Origin of the sequence: Lactiplantibacillus modestisalitolerans (assembly GCF_005405425.1) — a bacterium.
Lineage (GTDB): Bacteria > Bacillota > Bacilli > Lactobacillales > Lactobacillaceae > Lactiplantibacillus > Lactiplantibacillus modestisalitolerans.
The window spans coordinates 1-16,842 of sequence record NZ_BJEA01000022.1; the positions used below are offsets into that span (position 1 = coordinate 1).

Consider the following 16,842-nt stretch of genomic DNA (forward strand, 5'->3'; position numbering starts at 1 on the left):
AGTCGGGAAACAACCCCGACTAACGCAAACGACACCACTGAGCCACTTTAGGACCGCCCTCACGGCTAAATGAGTGTAAACTAAACAGGTCTCCCAATGATTGAAATTGGAAATATCAATGTGAGACTACTAAAATTATATTATAAGGTATGGACCTTATTGGACCGTCTTATGCATGCAAGCCACCACTGCGACCTTATCCTGTTTGGGATGAGGTCCTTTTTTAACCGGTGACACCCGCTGCTGGCGGCAATTCCGACACCAATTGGTACAGAACCAAAAAAGTCCCCGGGCTTGCGCTTGGGAACTTTTTTATCAAATTATTAGTTTTCGGTTGGATCAACTTTAAAGTTGTGTACTAGTTTTGGGAAAATTAACCGGTCGGCGGTCGCAATCAGAATGCCATTCATAAAGAACGAATAGATCGTCCCCACGTTAACGGCCTGAACCTGGTGCGTGAAGAAGAACGTGACCACCATAATCAAAATGGGTGGGACGAAGTCAATTAACTGGGCCGCGGTCGCGTTGCCCTTTAAATACATAAACCGTAAGATGTTGGTCGTATCGTCGTTTGGGTGCATCAAAATGTTGGCGCGCTGATACAGCGAAATGGCAATGCAGAACGTGGTCACTCCGAGCAGTGAAATGAACATTCGCACCAGCCACGGCCAACTAGGCATGCCAATGGCGGTAAAGATGGTCGTAAAGAGGTCAACGAAGTAACTAAAGCAAAGGACGAACCCGATTTCACCAACGAAACGGGGAATGTCAATTCGGCGAATCAGGACTTGGTTGGTCAGAGCGTTCGTGAGCCCAATACAGAAAAGCATCACGCCGACGTCAAACCCAAAGGCGGCGTGCAAGTTAACGGCTGCTGCGGTCCAAAAACCGCTCCCAACGTTCGAAGAAACGCAGAGTGCGTTCCCGCAGGCGTTTAAAACGAGGCTACAAACTAAGGCGACTAAGCGGACGGGCATTGAATTACCAGTGGTAGATGATGTTGACAAAGCGGCGCCTCCTATAATTATTGCTGGAATTTATCATAACGCCGAATGGTTAGTTATGACAATTAAAACCAACTTAAGTAACTAGTCGCACATTAGAAATTTAGTAAATTCAATTCAAACTAGACAAGTGGTATCTAAGTTGTATAATGTGGTTGTAAGCGTTAACAGTAATTTCTTTAAAATTATGGAGGCGTTCTTATGATTAAAACGAAAGCGATTATGATTGGGGCCGGCCTAGCCAACATGGCGGCCGCCGTTTATCTGATTCAAGATGGCCATTGGGATGGCAAAAATATTACCTTTTACGGGGTTGACCGCCACGGTGCCAACGATGGTGGGGCTACGACCGATTTTACGGATGAATACTGGAACCGGGCGCACCCGTTAGCCAATACGACTGGGTACGTCGCGCGGGGTGGCCGGATGCTCAACTACCGGACCTACGTCGACCTGATGGACTTGTTAGACCGGATTCCGTCGATTACGGAACCCGGGATGACCGCCGCCGAAGATACCCGTGACTTCGATGCCAAGCACCGGACTTACGACGTGGCGCGGCTGATGCAAGCGGGCAAGGGCATTATTAACGCCGGCAAACTCGGCCTGAATAATAAGGACCGGGCCCTGTTGAGTAAGCTCGTACTGATGCCGGATAAGGATGAGACCCAGCTGGATAACGTGTCGATCGCCGACTACTTTAAGGATGATCCGCACATGTTCCGGACCAATTTCTGGTACATGTGGGAAACGACCTTTGCGTTTCGAACCCAGAGTTCCGCAATGGAATTACGGCGCTACATGCACGAAATGATTTATGAATTTACACAAATTGAACACCTGGTTGGCGTTAACCGCACCCGTTACAACCAGTTTGAAAGTATTATGTTACCGTTGATTAAGTATTTGGAAGGTCAGGGGGTCATTTTCAAGGACAACCAAATTGTGACTGACTGGCAATTCAAGGACACGGCGATGCAGGATGAAATTACGGTCACCGGACTGGTCGTTCAGGACGGACAGTCCCAGTCAACTTACGACGTTGAGGTTGACGACGATACCGCGGTCATCTTTACGAACGGCTCAATTACGGACTCGGCCACGATGGGGGATTACGATACGCCGGCCCCGGAAAATATGGATTACGGAATCAGTGCTGCGCTGTGGAAGAAGGCGACGGAGCGGTTTTACAACCTGGGTTCACCGGATAAGTTCTTTAACGACCGCAACGCCAGCGAGTGGTCCAGCTTTACGCTGACGACCAAGAACCACCTCTTCCTAAACGAGATCGTTCGAATCACGACGCAGGAGCCGGGGAACGCGTTAAATTCGTTCTTGTCAACGACGCCAATTACGCCGTTGAATCAAAAGGACGTTAATATGTCGATCGTGGTGCACCACCAGCCGCACTTTACGACCCAGAAGCCGAATGAAACTGTGCTGTGGGGCTACTTCTTGTATCCGCGCCGCCAAGGGGAATTTGTCCACAAACCGTACATTCAAATGACCGGGAAAGAAATGGCCCAAGAATTGATTGGTCAACTTTCAAAAGTTGATCCAGGTCCTGGGAATATCAAGGATAAAGAAAAAGAAATCTTGGCAAGCATCGTTAACTGCATTCCGGTTTACATGCCGTACGCGTCGGCGCTCTTTAATAACCGGGCGAAGGCGGACCGGCCGGAAGTCTTGCCAAAGCACGCGACGAACTTGGCCTTTACCGGTGAGTTTGCGGAGCAGCCGTATCAGATGGTCTTTACGGAACAGAGTGCGGTTCGCTCGGGTGAAATGGCGGCTTACCACTTTGCGGGCGTGCCAATGGAAAACTTGGTCAAGACACCGCGTTATGATAAGGATCCGAAGACCCTCTTAAAAGCCACGAAAAAAATGTTTGATTAGTTGGGGCGGGCTAAACTAGCACGTCAACGCGAAAAGGCGCCGGGAATTTTCCCGGCGCCTTTTGTCGGCCGTTAACCACGTTGCCAACCGACTAATTGGCCCCGTGGGGTGGTCAATTGCGTGTACTGAACGGTTTGGTGACCGTTAATCAACGTCAACCGCATGGTCGCGACGCAAGTAGTGGTCGCTGCTAACGGTTGGGACTGGGCGCGGACGAGTGCGGCGTGGTCAGCGGTAAAGCTGATTTGGTGCAGCCGCTGACCGCGGTTAATCAGGGTCGGTTGCGCCCGTAACGGCACCAGCCGGTTTACCTGATACAGTTGGGTGGCCGCGTGGGCAACGGTGATCGTGACCGGTGCTGACGAGCTACGCCAGAACCGCCACGACTTTCGACTAGCGGGTGCGGTTAAGCGAATTTTTTTCAACGAATCAGCCCCCTTAACTGCATGCTAGTTTAAGCCCGTTGCGTCCAGCCAGACAACTAGAAACGATTGGTATTCAGTTATCATAATTAACAGTCATATGCTATGCTAGAAGAGCAATTTTTGAGAGGAGGGTGGCCGATGCCCGCAGCAACCACGCTGATTACGCCCGCGGAAAACCGGTTCTTTTTACTAAGTGAACGGGCGCGCCGGCATAGTAGTTTACACGAAATTAGTTCCCTATTACACCAACACGTGACCGTTAAGGCTGATAGCCCGTTTTTAAAGGCCACGGTCCGCAATTTGATTGTGAAGCAGCACGCCGCCTGGTTGCGCGCTTGCAGCCATGAATGGCAGTTACTCGCAAGCCTGCCGTACGTGATCAATCCAAGTAGCGCCCGGCGGCAGTGGCACCGTTGCGAGCTTTGCCATCAGCCGGTACGGTACGAATACCACGTTGTCAGTAAGGCCAACCAGCGCGAACTGATCGTGGGTTCCGAGTGCGTGAAAAAGTTTATGAACGCGGAAACCCGCTACCTGATGGTGATTACGACCGAAGATAACTTTTATGCCGTCCAGCAATACCAGACTTTAACGACCCAGCTCCCCAGCGTGCCGGCGATCATGTTCGCCGAACCGTGGTTGCCTGAATTACCAGCAACCCACCGACCGCAAGCTCGGACCCTGCGGCGCGAAACGACCGCGACGGTGACGACTTACTTACGGCACCGGACGCCGACCGTACCTTTAAAACAGCTGGCCCCCGCCCAACGTACCTACCAGCAACTGGTTGAAACCGAGCAAACCGCAATCGCCAGTGCGCGTAAACTGGCTGAACAGCAAGTCGAGCAAGCGCAGCACGCCCAACAGCAGCAACGGCAGCAATCGGTCCAAACCGCCCGGGAGCGCCTGCGCCATAGTGCGGCCTACCGACGCTACCTGGCGGACTTGGCCGCCATCATTGTGCTTCGACCGGACTTAGCGGTTGCCAAGCGCCGGTTTGGCCAACTGAGTGCCCCGACAACGTCCCGGCCGTTGCTCAACGCTTATCAGTTTAGCCAACTAGTCAACGAGTACCGGCAGACTGGGCAGCTAAAGGGCCGCCGGTCGGGCATGTTAGCGAAAGACCTGGTGCAAGATTTAGACCAGGTGACCCGGCAATTGGACGCGCGGGAAACGACTCGTTTTTACGACGACCTGTTTAATAGTTGCTGGGGCTGGGACTACCCGTCGCCAGCGGCTCAGCAACATGACTGGCAACGGTTATTGACCACGCGTTGGGGTCAGACGCTTTCACTGACGTGGTTTCACCAGCTGGCGCAACAAACAACGCCCGCAGCCATTCAAAACTGGTTAGCGACTCAGGCGAGTCCGGCCGTTCAGCGCGCCATCGGCCACCGGTTGACGACCCACGCAACGTTAACGCCAATTCCCCGAACGACGATTACGGCGGCAGAACTCCAAACGTTTTGTGAGCGGGCGGTGCGGCCTACCGTTTCGCTGGCAACGGTTCAGAATCAGTTGATTAGTTACTACCAGCTACCCGCAGCGCAACAAGCGACACTACAAGAAACGGTTGCCCATTACTATGTTTCCCAGCAGTATGCGGGTGACCATCAGGCGGCCCTGCAACGGGTTCAAACCTTGTTAACGGCTAAAAAAGTTTAATTGTTTCACGTGAAACATTGGTCTTTGCATCACCCAGTTACGCAAAAATCCCATCACCGTGATGACAACGGTTGATGGGATTTTTTTGCATTAGAGGTGGTCAGTTAAAAATATAATGATGGGACTATCAGTCGTTAAGCCTTAAATGGATTCCAAAAGCGGCCCCCGTTGACCTTGAAAAGAGCAATGCCAATTAAAATCAGGACGGCAACGATGGCTAGTGCCAAGTAGTCGTTACGCTTGAACCGCTGGGCCATGTACCAACTGCGTTTCTTCCCCTTGCCAAAGCGGCGCAGCTCCATCGCCTGACTGATGGTTTCAATCCGGTCGAGGCTCGAAAAAATCAGGGGGAGTAAAATCTGGAGGCCACCCCGAACCCGGGTCAGCAAGTGCGCTTTTTTCGACATTTCAAACCCGCGGGCCTGTTGCGCTAAACTAATTGTCCGGTAGTCCGCCTGAACGTCCGGAATGTAACGAAGCGCAATGGCGACCGAGTAGCTGATGCGGTAGGAAATGCCAATTTTGTTTAAACTGGCGGCAAACTCACTCGGGTTGGTCGTCATTAGAAAAATCAACGCGAGCGGCACGGCAAACGTATATTTTAATAGCAGGTTGAACTCGTAAAAGAGTTGTTCGACCGTCAAATTAAAATAGTGATCGCTAGTTCCCAGCAGTAAGTGCTCGGTGCCGTAAATGGAGACGCCGTAGTGCGGTGCGAAAACGTAAACCATCACCAGGTTTAAAACGGAAAAACCGACAATGACGCTTAAAACGAACGACACGTCGCGGTACTTAATTTTAGAAAAGCGAAAAACAACGAGCGATAACGCCATGATCGCAAGCAGGTAGCGGGTGTCGTAGGTCATCATCCCGATGATCGACAAACCCACGAAGCAAAGTAGTTTCGTGCTCCCACTTAGGCGGTTCAAAAAGGTGTGGCGGTCGTCGTAGCCAATTAAGAGTTGGTGTTGCATTTGCGCGCCTCCCGGTCAGTTTGAACGAATTTAGCGACGAATTCGGTTGGGTCAATGTGGTGCGCCTCCGCCAATTGGTACAGGCTGGTTTTGGCTAGTGACGCCTGCTCGATGATGGTGGCGTTAGTTAACACGTCGGCCGGGGCCGCGTCCATTAAGATACCGCCGTTACCGAGAACGATGGTGCGGTCGGTGTATTCCAGCATCAGGTGCATGTCGTGCGTGATCAACATGATGGTGATCTGCTGTTCGCGGTTTAACTGGGTCAAAAAGCGCATCATTTCAGTGTAGTGCTTTAAATCTTGGCCGGCGGTCGGTTCGTCAAGAATCAGCATGGCGGGCTGCATAACTAAAATCGCCGCGATGGTGACCCGCTTTTTTTGCCCAAAACTAAGGGCCGCCGTGGGCCAGTGCCGAAATTCGTATAAACCGCAGACCTTTAGTACCCGGTTAACCCGTTGCTCGATCGTCACTTCGTCAACGCCCCGCAGGACGAGGCCCGCCGCGACTTCGTCAAAAATCATGGTTTTCGATAACATTTGGTTGGGGTCTTGTAAGATGTACCCAATTTGATCAGCGCGTTCCTTGACGGATTGGCCAGCTAACGGGTGACCGTTAAACCGCATCGTTCCCGCTTGCGGGGTCAAAAAGCCGGTAATCAGGTTGTTAAGTGTTGACTTACCAGTCCCGTTTTGCCCAACTAAGCTAATCATTTCCCCGCGGTTGAGCGTCACGGAAAGGTCGTTAATAATTGGCCGATCGGGGTCGTACCCAAATTGGAGGTGCTCAATCGTCAGCAATGCTTCGTCGTGACGGACCGGCTGCTTGAGTTGGACGCCGTTTGTCCAGCGTTGCAGCTGTGCCGTGAGGTTGGGCACTGTTAATTCTGGTAACCGGTCTAAGTGCCGACAGCTATCGAGAGGCACGCCCGCAAACTTTAGAGCCGACAAATAGAGTGGCTCCCGTAAACCGAGTTGAGCGAGTAACGACTGGCGTAAAATGGTTTCGGGGCGGTCGTTAGCGACGATTTGACCGTCTTGCATGACCACGAGCCGGTCAATTGGTTGTTGCAGCACGTCTTCAATGCGATGTTCAATAATAATAACGGTTAAGTTGTCACTGCGCGTCAATTGTTCGACCAGCGCCATTGAAGCTTTCCCGGACGCCGGGTCAAGGCTTGCCAGCGGTTCGTCGAATAATAAAATCTTACTGTTATCGATCAACACGCCCGCCATGGCGACTCGTTGCTTCTGCCCACCCGACAGTTCTTGGGGGCGGTGGCTCAGTAACTCGGTTAAATCTAAGGTCCGTGCCCACTTGGCAGTGGCCGCCTTCATTGCGGCTTGCGGTTGCTGGTCATTTTCTAACGAAAACGCCACGTCTTCCGCCACGGTCAAGCCTACAAACTGGCTATCCGGATCTTGCAACACGGTTCCGACCGCGAGCGAGCGGTCAAAAATCGAGCTGGCGCGCATTTCCGTACCCGCGACGGTCACACTGCCCGTCAGTTTGCCCGGAAAAGACTGCGGAATTAAACCGTTTAAACAGCGGCCCAGCGTTGATTTACCGCAGCCAGAAGGCCCGGCAATCAGCACCTTTTCCCCCGGATAAATATCCAGGTTAATGTGCCGCAAAGTTGGTTCAGATTGACTATGGTATTGAAAAGAAAAATCTTTGAAACTAATAATCGGTGCGCTCATAGGTTAACGTTCCTTTGTTAAGCTCCCACCCTTGGTCCGCGTGCGGGCGTACAAGACGAGCAGAATCGTCCCAATAATGGCAACTGAGATTGAATCGGTAATCCAAGTAACGATCCCTTGGATAAAGACTTTGTTGGCCGGTTCATGATAAATAATAATATCACCAGTCGGTGCTAAAAGCACCCAGCCGATAAAATTAACCACGATTTGGTAGATGTTAAACCAGACCAATTTGGCAGTCCCGAGTTTCCCGTTTTGAATGTTGAGCCGTTTGTGCGCTAGGCCAAAGGCAAAGCCAATCAGGCCGTCCACGATTACCCAGGTCCACCACGGCGACCCGTACGTGACGAAGTCGTTTAGGGCGTGGCCGATGAAAACCGCTAAGCCGGCAGCGACCGGTCCAAAAATGGCACCGAGTAGGGCAAGAAAGCCCATGGCAACGTTGACCTGCGTGTTCGGCACCCCGGTTGGAATGGCGACGAACTTCATAAGAACAAAAATGACGGCGGCGCCAATCCCGGTGGCGACCACGGTCCGAATTGATGATGATTGCTTTTGCATAATGGAACACTCCCTTATTAAATGGTGGGTTAAAATTCGGATTAATAAAAGGCACGAAAAAACGCGCCCGAAAGTTTAGACTTTCAAGGACGCGTTTGCGTGTTACCACCTAGATTTCCCCAATAGGGCTTATCATGATGATAACGGATCGCTCCGATGACGAATCTTCCCCGTCAACCGCTTCTTCGAGACCATCTTCAATCGGGTTCGACACCGTGTTTCAGCACCCACGGTTCTCTTTAGGCGAACACTCGACCTACTCATCTCGTCACAGCTTTTTTTAATCTGAATTTAACTTATTACAGCATACGCTGATTTAGGGAGGGGTTCAAGTAAAACCGAACAAATGAACGCGGTTACATCGGAAACGGCCGGATTTTATTTACCATGAACTTTGTGAGCTAAGTAGTAGGCGCCCCATTCAGCGAGCTGCCCCTTTGAGATGGCCTTAGCGTAACCTTGTTCCAGTAACTTTTCGAAAATAGGGGTGAATTGGGCCGTCGTTTCCTTGGCAAGAATGCGGGCTTCTTCTTGATTAGAGAGTTTTGAGAAATCAACGTTAACTTCGGGCTGAAAATCTGCGAGGGCCTTGATTGCGGCCGAGTAAATAACTGCGTCTTGGTCCAAATTGAGTGAGTGTACTTCCATTCTAAGTCACCTTCCTAAGTGGTCGTTACTTCTTTAATACCAGTATACTGGGGGAGCACCGGGAACTGAATTAATCTGCTTTAAAATAAAAATTATCAAAATAATATAAAAGTATATACAAATAATTTCATTTAGGGTTTAAAAGGCGTAAACTAGGGGACATAGAGTTCAATTAGAAAGAATGTGACTAGTTTTGGCTTATAAATATGAAACAATTGCGGATAGCTTACGTCAATCGATTCGTTCGGGTAAGTACGAACCCGGCGAACTGATGCCCGATCAAAATAAGCTGGCAGCCGCGTTTGATACCACTCGGATTACGATTCACAAGGCAATTCAACTGCTAATTATCGAAGGTTTAGTGTATTCAAAGCGGGGTGCCGGGACGTTTGTCCGGAAAGATTTCCGGATTCGCGAGCACCATCAAGAAACGTTGATCGATAAACCACTGGGAACGACCCAGACAAACCGTGGTAAAAAGGTCACCAGTAAGGTCTTAGAATTACAGGCGCGCCTCCCAACGAAGTGGGAAGCTGAAAAGTTATTGATTGACGAAATGGATCCCGTTTATGTGATTCGGCGGGTTCGTTACGTTGAAGGCAAGGTCTGGGCTTACGAGCACACGATCATGCCGACTAACATTGTCATGTTAACGCGCAAAGTATTGGGCGGGTCGGTTTACGGCTACCTGGAAAAAGAAAGCGGCAAACGCATTGCGGGCTCACACCGGATTATCTCGGCAGCGCGCGCCACGCAGGATGACGTGGAAGCCATGGGGGCGACCCTGGACGAACCGATTTTAGTGATTAATCAAATTAGTTATATGGACGACGGGCAACCCTTTGAAGTGTCGGAATCGCACTTTCCGTACCAAACTAGCCGGGTCGTGGCGGATGTTCAAGTCCACTAATAAACGACCGGTTGCTTAACAATCTAAGGCGGGGCTTTGCGAATAGTTGCTTTTCTGCGGGGGCCACGCGATAATAAAAGCGCTAGAAGAAAGCGCTTTTATTATGCGCAAAAAGGGGGCACCGGGTATGGCGACCGATTTTTATGAACGCCTAATTAGTAAATATGAACCACTAACTGAGGCTGAATTTTTAACGCTGGTTAGTGTGCAAGAACCAATCTTGGGGGCGGCGCTGCCCGCAAAAATCGCCGCGCTAACGCGCGGACAACTTCAATTGGGGATGGGGACCCTATTTACTAACTTACATGCCATGACGCAGGACTACTTAATTAAAGAAAGCGTTGATGCGCACGACCAACACAGTTACGTGATTACCGGTAGCGGCCAGGCCGTTCTGGCCGCGGAGGCTAACCGCCTGCGGTTATTGAGCCAAATTTGCGCGGAAGCGCGCGTTTAACAGCTTGTGAAACTTATCTGAGAGTTGCCAAAAGCCGGCTGACTTTTGGCGCACGTTTTGGCTATTAACATTCGGAAATAAGCAAGGGGCTGTGACTAATGTCACAGTCCCTTGTTGCGTTTTAAGTCGGACCAGTTCGTAAGTTAAGTGGCGGGAAGCGGTCAGCAAATTTGCGTTGTTCCGAATATAAAATAAATGATATTTAATGACTTTAAATAAAAATAGTAGTATTCTTATCTTAAAGACAAGCCCGGAATGTGTGGTATCCTGATTGATTATTAAAATATTGATGAATTAACCAATAAATGTTTTTTTATTCGTCACACTATTTTCATAAAATCGGGTTAAGTTATATTTATAAGGTCGACCGGAAGCCGGTGGCCGAATCAAAATGGTGAGGTGAGTTTAATGCGACTAAAAGATTTAACGGGACAGACGTTTAATCGATTGACGGTGCTCGAGCGTGCGGAAAGCGCGTCTAACGGTAACGCCCGCTGGTTATGCCAGTGTGAGTGTGGTCGTCAGGTAATTGTTGATAGTTACCGGTTGCGGCGCGGAATTACCAAGAGCTGTGGTTGTTTGCGGGCCGATGTCAGTCGGAAAAACATCTATAACAATCCAAAAACGCGGCGCAATATGGGTCGAAGCGACAACTTACCCCTCTACCAAGGGACTTCGGTCGATCGCTTAAAACCAAACAGTCGGAACCGGAGTGGTGTGATTGGGGTTTCATTTGATCGTTGTTCCCAAAAGTGGGTTGCTCGCTTAATGTACCGTGGGCGGCTCGTTTTAAATCAGCAGTTTGCTGATATGGACGACGCAATCGTTGCCCGTAAGCAAGCGGAAAAGCGTTACGTGATGCCAATCTTAGAAGATTATCAAAAATCAAAAGATCAAGCCCAATCGGTGGACTAAGCGGATACATACTTTGAAGGTAGTCCCGGTGCGGATTGAAATGCAGCAGTTATTAGGTCAGTTGACTTAGTAACTGCTTTTTTTTAGAGTGGACCAAAAGTCGCTGATGCACGTTTGGCGACACACAAGGGATTGCTAAGATTAAATTATAAGGTATGGACCTTATTGAACTGCGAGTCCGTGGTATGAGTAATCATGCAACCTGCCGCTGCGACTTTATCCTGTTTGGGATAGGGTCCTTTTTTAACCAGTAATAGTAATCAACGAGGTGGTTGGGAGCCGTTTTTGGTTGGCAGATTATGTTACAAACGGTAAAAAATAAAATATTAAGAGTGTAGGTATTACCGTGTTTGTGCGCTTATTTCCCGGGAAATAAGTACACTGTATCAGGAATAATATTGCCGCCGGTAGCGGGAATAGCCGGCTGGTGATAAGCTCAACACCAAGCGGTACAGAGTCCTTAATAGGGAGCGTCGTTAACGTGATGACTAGTCGCCAATTGAATTGACTCGTCAGTCATTGACTTTGAAGTCAACCAGATTTATAATCAAGCTAATTTCAAGCACGGTGGGTGGCCACACCCGCTTTACGGCTGATAGGAGGTCATTTTAATGACGACACCAATTTTAAAAATTGCGAACGTTCAAAAAAATTTTGGACCGGTGCAAGCGTTAAAAAAGATTGATTTTGAAATTTATCCTGGGGAAGTGTTTGGCTTTATTGGGCCGAACGGGGCGGGTAAGTCAACGACGATTCGAGTGCTACTGGGAATTATCCGGGCAAGCCACGGTACGGCAACGCTTTTTGGTCAAGACGTTTGGCGCGACAGCGTGGCGATTCACCGCCGAATCGCCTACGTTCCCGGGGACGTGTACCTCTGGCCGAACCTAAGCGGTGGGGAGATCATTGACCTGTTTTTGCGGTTGAACGGCCAAACTCACAGTGCTCGGACGGACGAGCTCATTCAAAAGTTTCAACTGGACCCGCGGAAAAAAGCACGTACGTATTCTAAGGGGAACCGGCAGAAGGTGGCGCTAATTGCGGCGTTTTCTACCGATGCGGATTTTTACATTTTCGATGAGCCGACATCGGGGTTGGATCCATTAAACGAGCAAACGTTTCAAGACGAGGTACTACAACTAAAGCGGCGCGGGAAGAGTGTCCTGCTATCGAGTCACATTTTGTCCGAGGTGGAAAAAATGTGTGATCGAATTGCGATTATTCGTGATGGCCGCATTATCGAGACCGGGACGTTAGCGGCAATGCGCCACCTGACGCGGACGACGGTTGACGTGCGGACGGTCCAGCAATTACCAGAATTAGCAGCAATGGCGGGCGTCCACGGGGTTCAAGCCCACGCAGACGCAAACCACGTTAGTTTTGCGGTTGATGCGGACCAGTTGACGGCGGTCATGCAATATTTGAGCGCGCACCAGTTAGTGAGCCTGACAACCGCACCCCCGACGTTAGCCGATTTATTTATGCGGTACTACGCGGCTGACGGTACTCGTTCAGTTGAAGGGAAGTGAGTCGGATGAAGCAGCAATGGTTTCAACGAACGGGCTTACTACTGCGCGTTAATGCCCGGCAAAATCGGGTTAAGCTGACGGCGTGGTTAGTGGCACTAGTCATGGGGATGCTGGTGATTGCGGCAAGCTTTAGTCAAATTTATCAGACCCCGGCGGCGTTGGCTGAAATTGCCAAGACCCTGAAAACGGACGCGATGGTCGCACTTTTTGGCCCGGTTGCGACCCCGGTACGGCAGACGGTGGCGGCCGCTTTCGCCATGGAGATGCCCGTGTTTACGGCCCTAATTCTAATTGTTATGAATTACCAACTCGCCGTGGGAAGTGCCAGAGAAGACGAAGATGCGGGCTTACTTGAATTAGTGCGGGCGCACGGCGTCGGTCGGTTAGCACCATTACTGGCAACGGCGCTCCTACTCACGGGACTCAACGCCTTAATTGGCGGCTTGTTAGGTAGCGGGTTACAACTCATTGACATGCCCGGTGCGACGACCAGTGGCAACTGGGTGCTAGCACTCGGTTTGGCCAGCACGGGTTGGGCGTTCGGCATGCTGAGCCTAGTTTGTGCCCAACTGGCTAGTTCGGCGCGGGGCAGTCTAATGCTGAGTTACGCGCTCCTTGGTGGGATGTACATTGGACGCATGCTGACGGACCTGCAGAACCCACAGTTAACTTGGTGGATCCCGTTCGGTTGGGTTGAAAAGCTCGGGGCTTACCAGGCGGAAAATTGGCTTCCAGTTGGTAATTACGGGTTATTTGGCCTGCTGGCCTTAGGGGTTGCGCTGGGGCTAAATGCCCGGCGCGACCTCGGAGCTGGCTGGTTACCACCCCGGTTAGGGCGGCGCCGAGCCAGCGTTTACTTACGCGGACCCGTCAGTTTAGTTGGCCGCCTTCACCGGGGCAGCTTAGTTGCTTGGTTGCTTGCCAGTTTGGTTTTAGGGGGCGCCTACGCGTCCGTTTTTAACACGATCGGGGACCTAGCTCAAAGCAACCCGATGATCAAACAAGTTCTGGGTACGGCCGGCCTGGCCGCCGCTAATCGCGTGATCGTCAAAAATTTTTTAGCGATTCTGGCCATCGTCCTGGTGGTGCTGGCGGCGATTCCAGCGCTGCAAATTATGTTGCAACTCGTTAGTGATGAGCAAAAGGGTTACCTGCATCAGCTGTACGCCACCGCGACGGGGCGCTGGCACGTTTGGGCGAGCTACACCGGTTGGGCGGTACTGACTGGTAGTCTGGTTTATCTGGCGGGATTATTGGGAATGTACCTCGTTGGCGTCCAGAGTATGACGGACCCGCTACACTGGTCAACTTACTGGCACATTTTTACGGCCTACGTGCCCGCCATGCTCGTCATGATTGCGGTTGCCAGCCTATTGACCGGGTGGCTTCCCCGCTGGCGCGCCCTGTCCTGGGCCTGGCTAGCGTACGCCTTTTTTAGCATGTACCTTGGCAAGCTGATTGACCTCCCCCGTTGGGCGCAACGGTTAACGCCGTTCGGATTCGTTGACAAAGTCCCCGTTAAAGCCGTGAACTGGGCCACTAACGTCTGGTTCTTTGGGCTAACTGTGCTAATATTAATGCTAGCAGCAGTTGGCTACCGGCGCCGTGACTTGGCGCAGTAGCGGAAAGGATGAACGCGCATGCCAAGTCGAAAAGTTCCCCAAGATCCCGAAAAGGTCCAGCGGATTATGCAAGCGGCCCTGCACACGTTTGCCCACCACGGGTATCAGCGGGCCAAAACGGACGTTATCGCCGCTGAAGCCGCGGTTTCAAAGGGCCTGATCTTTCATTATTATGGAAATAAGCAGGCGTTGTACCTCGCGACCGTTAAGTGGACGGTGGCGCAGATTAGAGCGACGATTGATCCGCGCGTCTACGCAATTCCCGATGACCTCGTTTCGTTGGTGGTTCAGGGAACCAAGTATAAAACGGCGTTTGGACAAGCCCACCCGGATGAAATGCAACTGATGATTGCCGCGTACGGTGAAATCGACCGTCTACCACCAGAGTTGCAGGCCGAATTACGCGGGGTATACGACGAATCGATGCAGACGGTTCAAACGATGATTCAACAGGTGTTGGACCGCATGCCGCTCCGGGCGGATTTAGACCGCGACTTAGTGGTCAACCTAATCATGAGTACCTACACGCAAATTTTTACGGAGTTTCAAACCCATATGCGTCAGAACGCGGATATCCATTCGATGGCCGACGTTCAGTGGCTCGTTGAACGGGCCAAGGTTTACATGGGAATCTTGGAGCACGGATTTACCAAACCGGAAGCTTAATTTAGGATGCTGTGACATAAGTCACGGCATTTTGTGGGGCTCCTCATATTTAATAGCCGAAACGTGCGCCAAAAGTCAGCGGGCTTTGTTTACCAGCTAACCGACTTTTGGCGTACTCTTTTTTACGACGGTTCCCGGGAAAATATGGTAACTTAGACGTATTAAGACGTGTAGAAATGGGGGAACGAGATGACACTGCATTTAACGGAAAAACAGGCACTCTGGTGGCGGCAACTCCGGGCATTGAAACGGCAAGAATTAGCAGCGCTAGCAAGTGACGTGGAAACGCATGGGCACTTGAGCGCTGATTTAATCGCAGCCTTAAAACGGGCAAAATTATTCGAAGCGGGACCGTCAGCGGAACGGGTTCAGCGGCAAGTGTTAACGGCGTGGGCGGTGAGTGAAAATTCGGCGGGCGTCGGTGTACGGTTGATCACGAGTTGGCAGGTGGCGAACCTAGTGGCTGAATACGGCACTACCGTGCAAAAACGAGCCTTAGACGCAAACCCAATTGCGGCGTTGCCCAACCTTGCGGGTGACGTCCTGGACCTTGAGCCGGTGGCCGCAGTTGAAACGGCCGATGGTTGGCAGTTGACCGGGCAGTTCACCACCGTTATCAACGCGGACCTTGGGGGTCAGTTATTAATCATCGCCCACGCGCCGGCTGACCAGCCGAGTGCGTTTTTAATTCCACTGGAGCGTGCGGGAGTACAGCCGGCCGTAGCGCCAGGGCTTTTAGGACTGCGTGGGGTGGCCGTAGCGGACGTGCGGCTTGACCACGTTGTAGTGACGTCGGCGGACCGGCTAGGCGCCGTTGGGGCGGGAATCACGCTAATGCGGCAAGCTCAAGCTTACGGCCGGTTGTTGCTGACGGCCCTGATGGCGGGACTTTATCAGCGCGCCGACCACCTCGTACGGGTGATGGCCGTGCGCGAACAGCCCCCACTGGCGGAACTGGCACCGTTAACGGCGCAAACGCAATCGTTGGCGTTGTTAGCCTTGAATGCGGCCAGTCAGGCGGACGCTGCCGAAGATTTTGAACCGGCGGCGAACTTAGCGGGTTTAATGGCTAACCGGGTGGGCACCGCGCCGTTAGCGCCCCTTTTTGAAATTCTTGGTCCGTATGCTTACAGCGAACAGAGCCCGTTACTGACGTTGTACCGCGATTTGGCAACCTTGCCGCGGCTATTAGGAACGGAGACCGAATTGCGGGAAACGGTCGCGCAGGCGCAGTTCGCCCAAGCCGCGGCACCGGCAGCAACCCCAACGGACGGAACCGCTCCCGAAAGGTTGGCAGTAGCCGATTTACACCGGGTCGTTAAACAGTTGCACTTAACGCACGACGTTCCGGTCAAAGTTGGGACCCTAATAACGGCCAAACGGTTACTGGTTTTGGGCACTGGAGCACAGGATCCACAGGATCAGGCCAAAGCGCGCCAGTTAGCTAAGTGGATTGGGGCGGCCGTGGCGGTTACACCGGCACTGGCCCAAGCCAGTTCAGCGCCGCTGACCCCCGTCCTGGACCGGTCCGTGCACCCCGAAGTATTACTAACGGTTGGGGTACTTGGGGACGACGCGCTACTGATGAACATTTTGGGCGCCCAGCACGTCGTGGCCGTTAGTTCGAATGATCAAGCGCCGGTGATTGCCGTGGCCCAGCAAGCGTTCGTTGGCCGCGCTGCCGACTTCCTAGATGGCATGATTGCCGCCCTCAATTAGTCAACCGGCGCCCCCCCTTGGTGGTTCAGCGCCACTGCCGGTTGCGTTTGTGCGTCTTTTTTCAAAAAAGCGACAATTTAAGCCGATTGTCTGACTAAAACCCGCTGATTAGGGCTATGGTAGTGGGGTTTAACCATGTTATGATTAACTA

At 51.7% G+C, this 16,842-nt stretch carries 15 protein-coding genes; 9 read left to right on the plus strand and 6 right to left on the minus strand.

Annotation, left to right across the window (positions count from 1 at the left end; translation table 11 throughout):
- Positions 1 to 323 precede the first annotated feature (323 nt).
- The gene (locus FFM79_RS11505) at positions 324 to 977 is read right to left on the minus strand and encodes a DUF6198 family protein (protein WP_137643665.1); all 654 of its coding nucleotides are present in this window, start codon (positions 975 to 977) and stop codon (positions 324 to 326) included.
- A gap of 228 nt (positions 978 to 1,205) precedes the next feature.
- Here FFM79_RS11505 and FFM79_RS11510 point away from each other — a divergent pair, with 228 nt between their 5' ends.
- Positions 1,206 to 2,900: an oleate hydratase gene (locus FFM79_RS11510; protein ID WP_137643628.1), complete on the plus strand. Its 1,695-nt coding sequence runs from the start codon at positions 1,206 to 1,208 to the stop codon at positions 2,898 to 2,900.
- Positions 2,901 to 2,971: 71 nt separating this feature from the next.
- On the opposite strand, the gene FFM79_RS11515 is transcribed toward FFM79_RS11510, so the two are convergent.
- The gene (locus FFM79_RS11515; RefSeq protein WP_137643629.1) at positions 2,972 to 3,325 is read right to left on the minus strand and encodes a hypothetical protein; all 354 of its coding nucleotides are present in this window, start codon (positions 3,323 to 3,325) and stop codon (positions 2,972 to 2,974) included.
- A gap of 138 nt (positions 3,326 to 3,463) precedes the next feature.
- Between FFM79_RS11515 and FFM79_RS11520 the strand changes: the two genes are divergently transcribed.
- Complete coding sequence (locus tag FFM79_RS11520) at positions 3,464 to 4,990, plus strand: hypothetical protein (protein WP_137643630.1); 1,527 nt, start codon at positions 3,464 to 3,466, stop codon at positions 4,988 to 4,990.
- A gap of 134 nt (positions 4,991 to 5,124) precedes the next feature.
- Here FFM79_RS11520 and FFM79_RS11525 read toward each other — a convergent pair whose 3' ends face one another.
- The 4 genes from FFM79_RS11525 to FFM79_RS11540 form a co-directional block, all read right to left on the minus strand.
- Positions 5,125 to 5,964: an energy-coupling factor transporter transmembrane component T family protein gene (locus tag FFM79_RS11525; protein WP_137643631.1), complete on the minus strand. Its 840-nt coding sequence runs from the start codon at positions 5,962 to 5,964 to the stop codon at positions 5,125 to 5,127.
- Positions 5,946 to 7,664, minus strand: a complete 1,719-nt coding sequence (locus tag FFM79_RS11530; protein ID WP_137643632.1) for an ABC transporter ATP-binding protein — start codon at positions 7,662 to 7,664, stop codon at positions 5,946 to 5,948. The genes FFM79_RS11525 and FFM79_RS11530 overlap by 19 nt, the downstream gene beginning before the upstream one ends.
- Positions 7,665 to 7,667: 3 nt before the next feature.
- Positions 7,668 to 8,228 carry an ECF-type riboflavin transporter substrate-binding protein gene (locus FFM79_RS11535; RefSeq protein WP_137643633.1) on the minus strand — a complete coding sequence of 187 codons (561 nt, stop codon included), beginning with the start codon at positions 8,226 to 8,228 and terminating at the stop codon, positions 7,668 to 7,670.
- A gap of 375 nt (positions 8,229 to 8,603) precedes the next feature.
- Complete coding sequence (locus FFM79_RS11540) at positions 8,604 to 8,873, minus strand: hypothetical protein (RefSeq protein WP_137643634.1); 270 nt, start codon at positions 8,871 to 8,873, stop codon at positions 8,604 to 8,606.
- 193 nt (positions 8,874 to 9,066) lie between these two features.
- On the opposite strand from FFM79_RS11540, the gene FFM79_RS11545 reads away from it, so the two are divergent.
- The 7 genes from FFM79_RS11545 (at position 9,067) to FFM79_RS11575 (ending at position 16,691) form a co-directional block, all read left to right on the plus strand.
- Entirely contained in the window at positions 9,067 to 9,783 is a 717-nt protein-coding gene (locus FFM79_RS11545) for a GntR family transcriptional regulator (RefSeq protein WP_137643635.1), read from the plus strand.
- 127 nt (positions 9,784 to 9,910) lie between these two features.
- Positions 9,911 to 10,240 (plus strand): helix-turn-helix transcriptional regulator, encoded by a 330-nt coding sequence (locus tag FFM79_RS11550; protein WP_137643636.1) that lies wholly within the window; start codon positions 9,911 to 9,913, stop codon positions 10,238 to 10,240.
- Positions 10,241 to 10,648: 408 nt separating this feature from the next.
- Entirely contained in the window at positions 10,649 to 11,155 is a 507-nt protein-coding gene (locus FFM79_RS11555) for an alcohol dehydrogenase (RefSeq protein ID WP_137643637.1), read from the plus strand.
- 611 nt (positions 11,156 to 11,766) lie between these two features.
- On the plus strand, positions 11,767 to 12,684 hold the full coding sequence (locus tag FFM79_RS11560) for an ABC transporter ATP-binding protein (RefSeq protein ID WP_137643638.1): 918 nt from the start codon (positions 11,767 to 11,769) through the stop codon (positions 12,682 to 12,684).
- A 5-nt stretch (positions 12,685 to 12,689) separates the two neighbouring features.
- The gene (locus FFM79_RS11565) at positions 12,690 to 14,306 is read left to right on the plus strand and encodes an ABC transporter permease (protein ID WP_137643639.1); all 1,617 of its coding nucleotides are present in this window, start codon (positions 12,690 to 12,692) and stop codon (positions 14,304 to 14,306) included.
- Between the two features lie 18 nt (positions 14,307 to 14,324).
- The gene (locus FFM79_RS11570) at positions 14,325 to 14,972 is read left to right on the plus strand and encodes a TetR/AcrR family transcriptional regulator (RefSeq protein WP_137643640.1); all 648 of its coding nucleotides are present in this window, start codon (positions 14,325 to 14,327) and stop codon (positions 14,970 to 14,972) included.
- 189 nt (positions 14,973 to 15,161) lie between these two features.
- Positions 15,162 to 16,691, plus strand: a complete 1,530-nt coding sequence (locus FFM79_RS11575; protein WP_137643641.1) for an acyl-CoA dehydrogenase family protein — start codon at positions 15,162 to 15,164, stop codon at positions 16,689 to 16,691.
- Positions 16,692 to 16,842 lie beyond the last annotated feature (151 nt).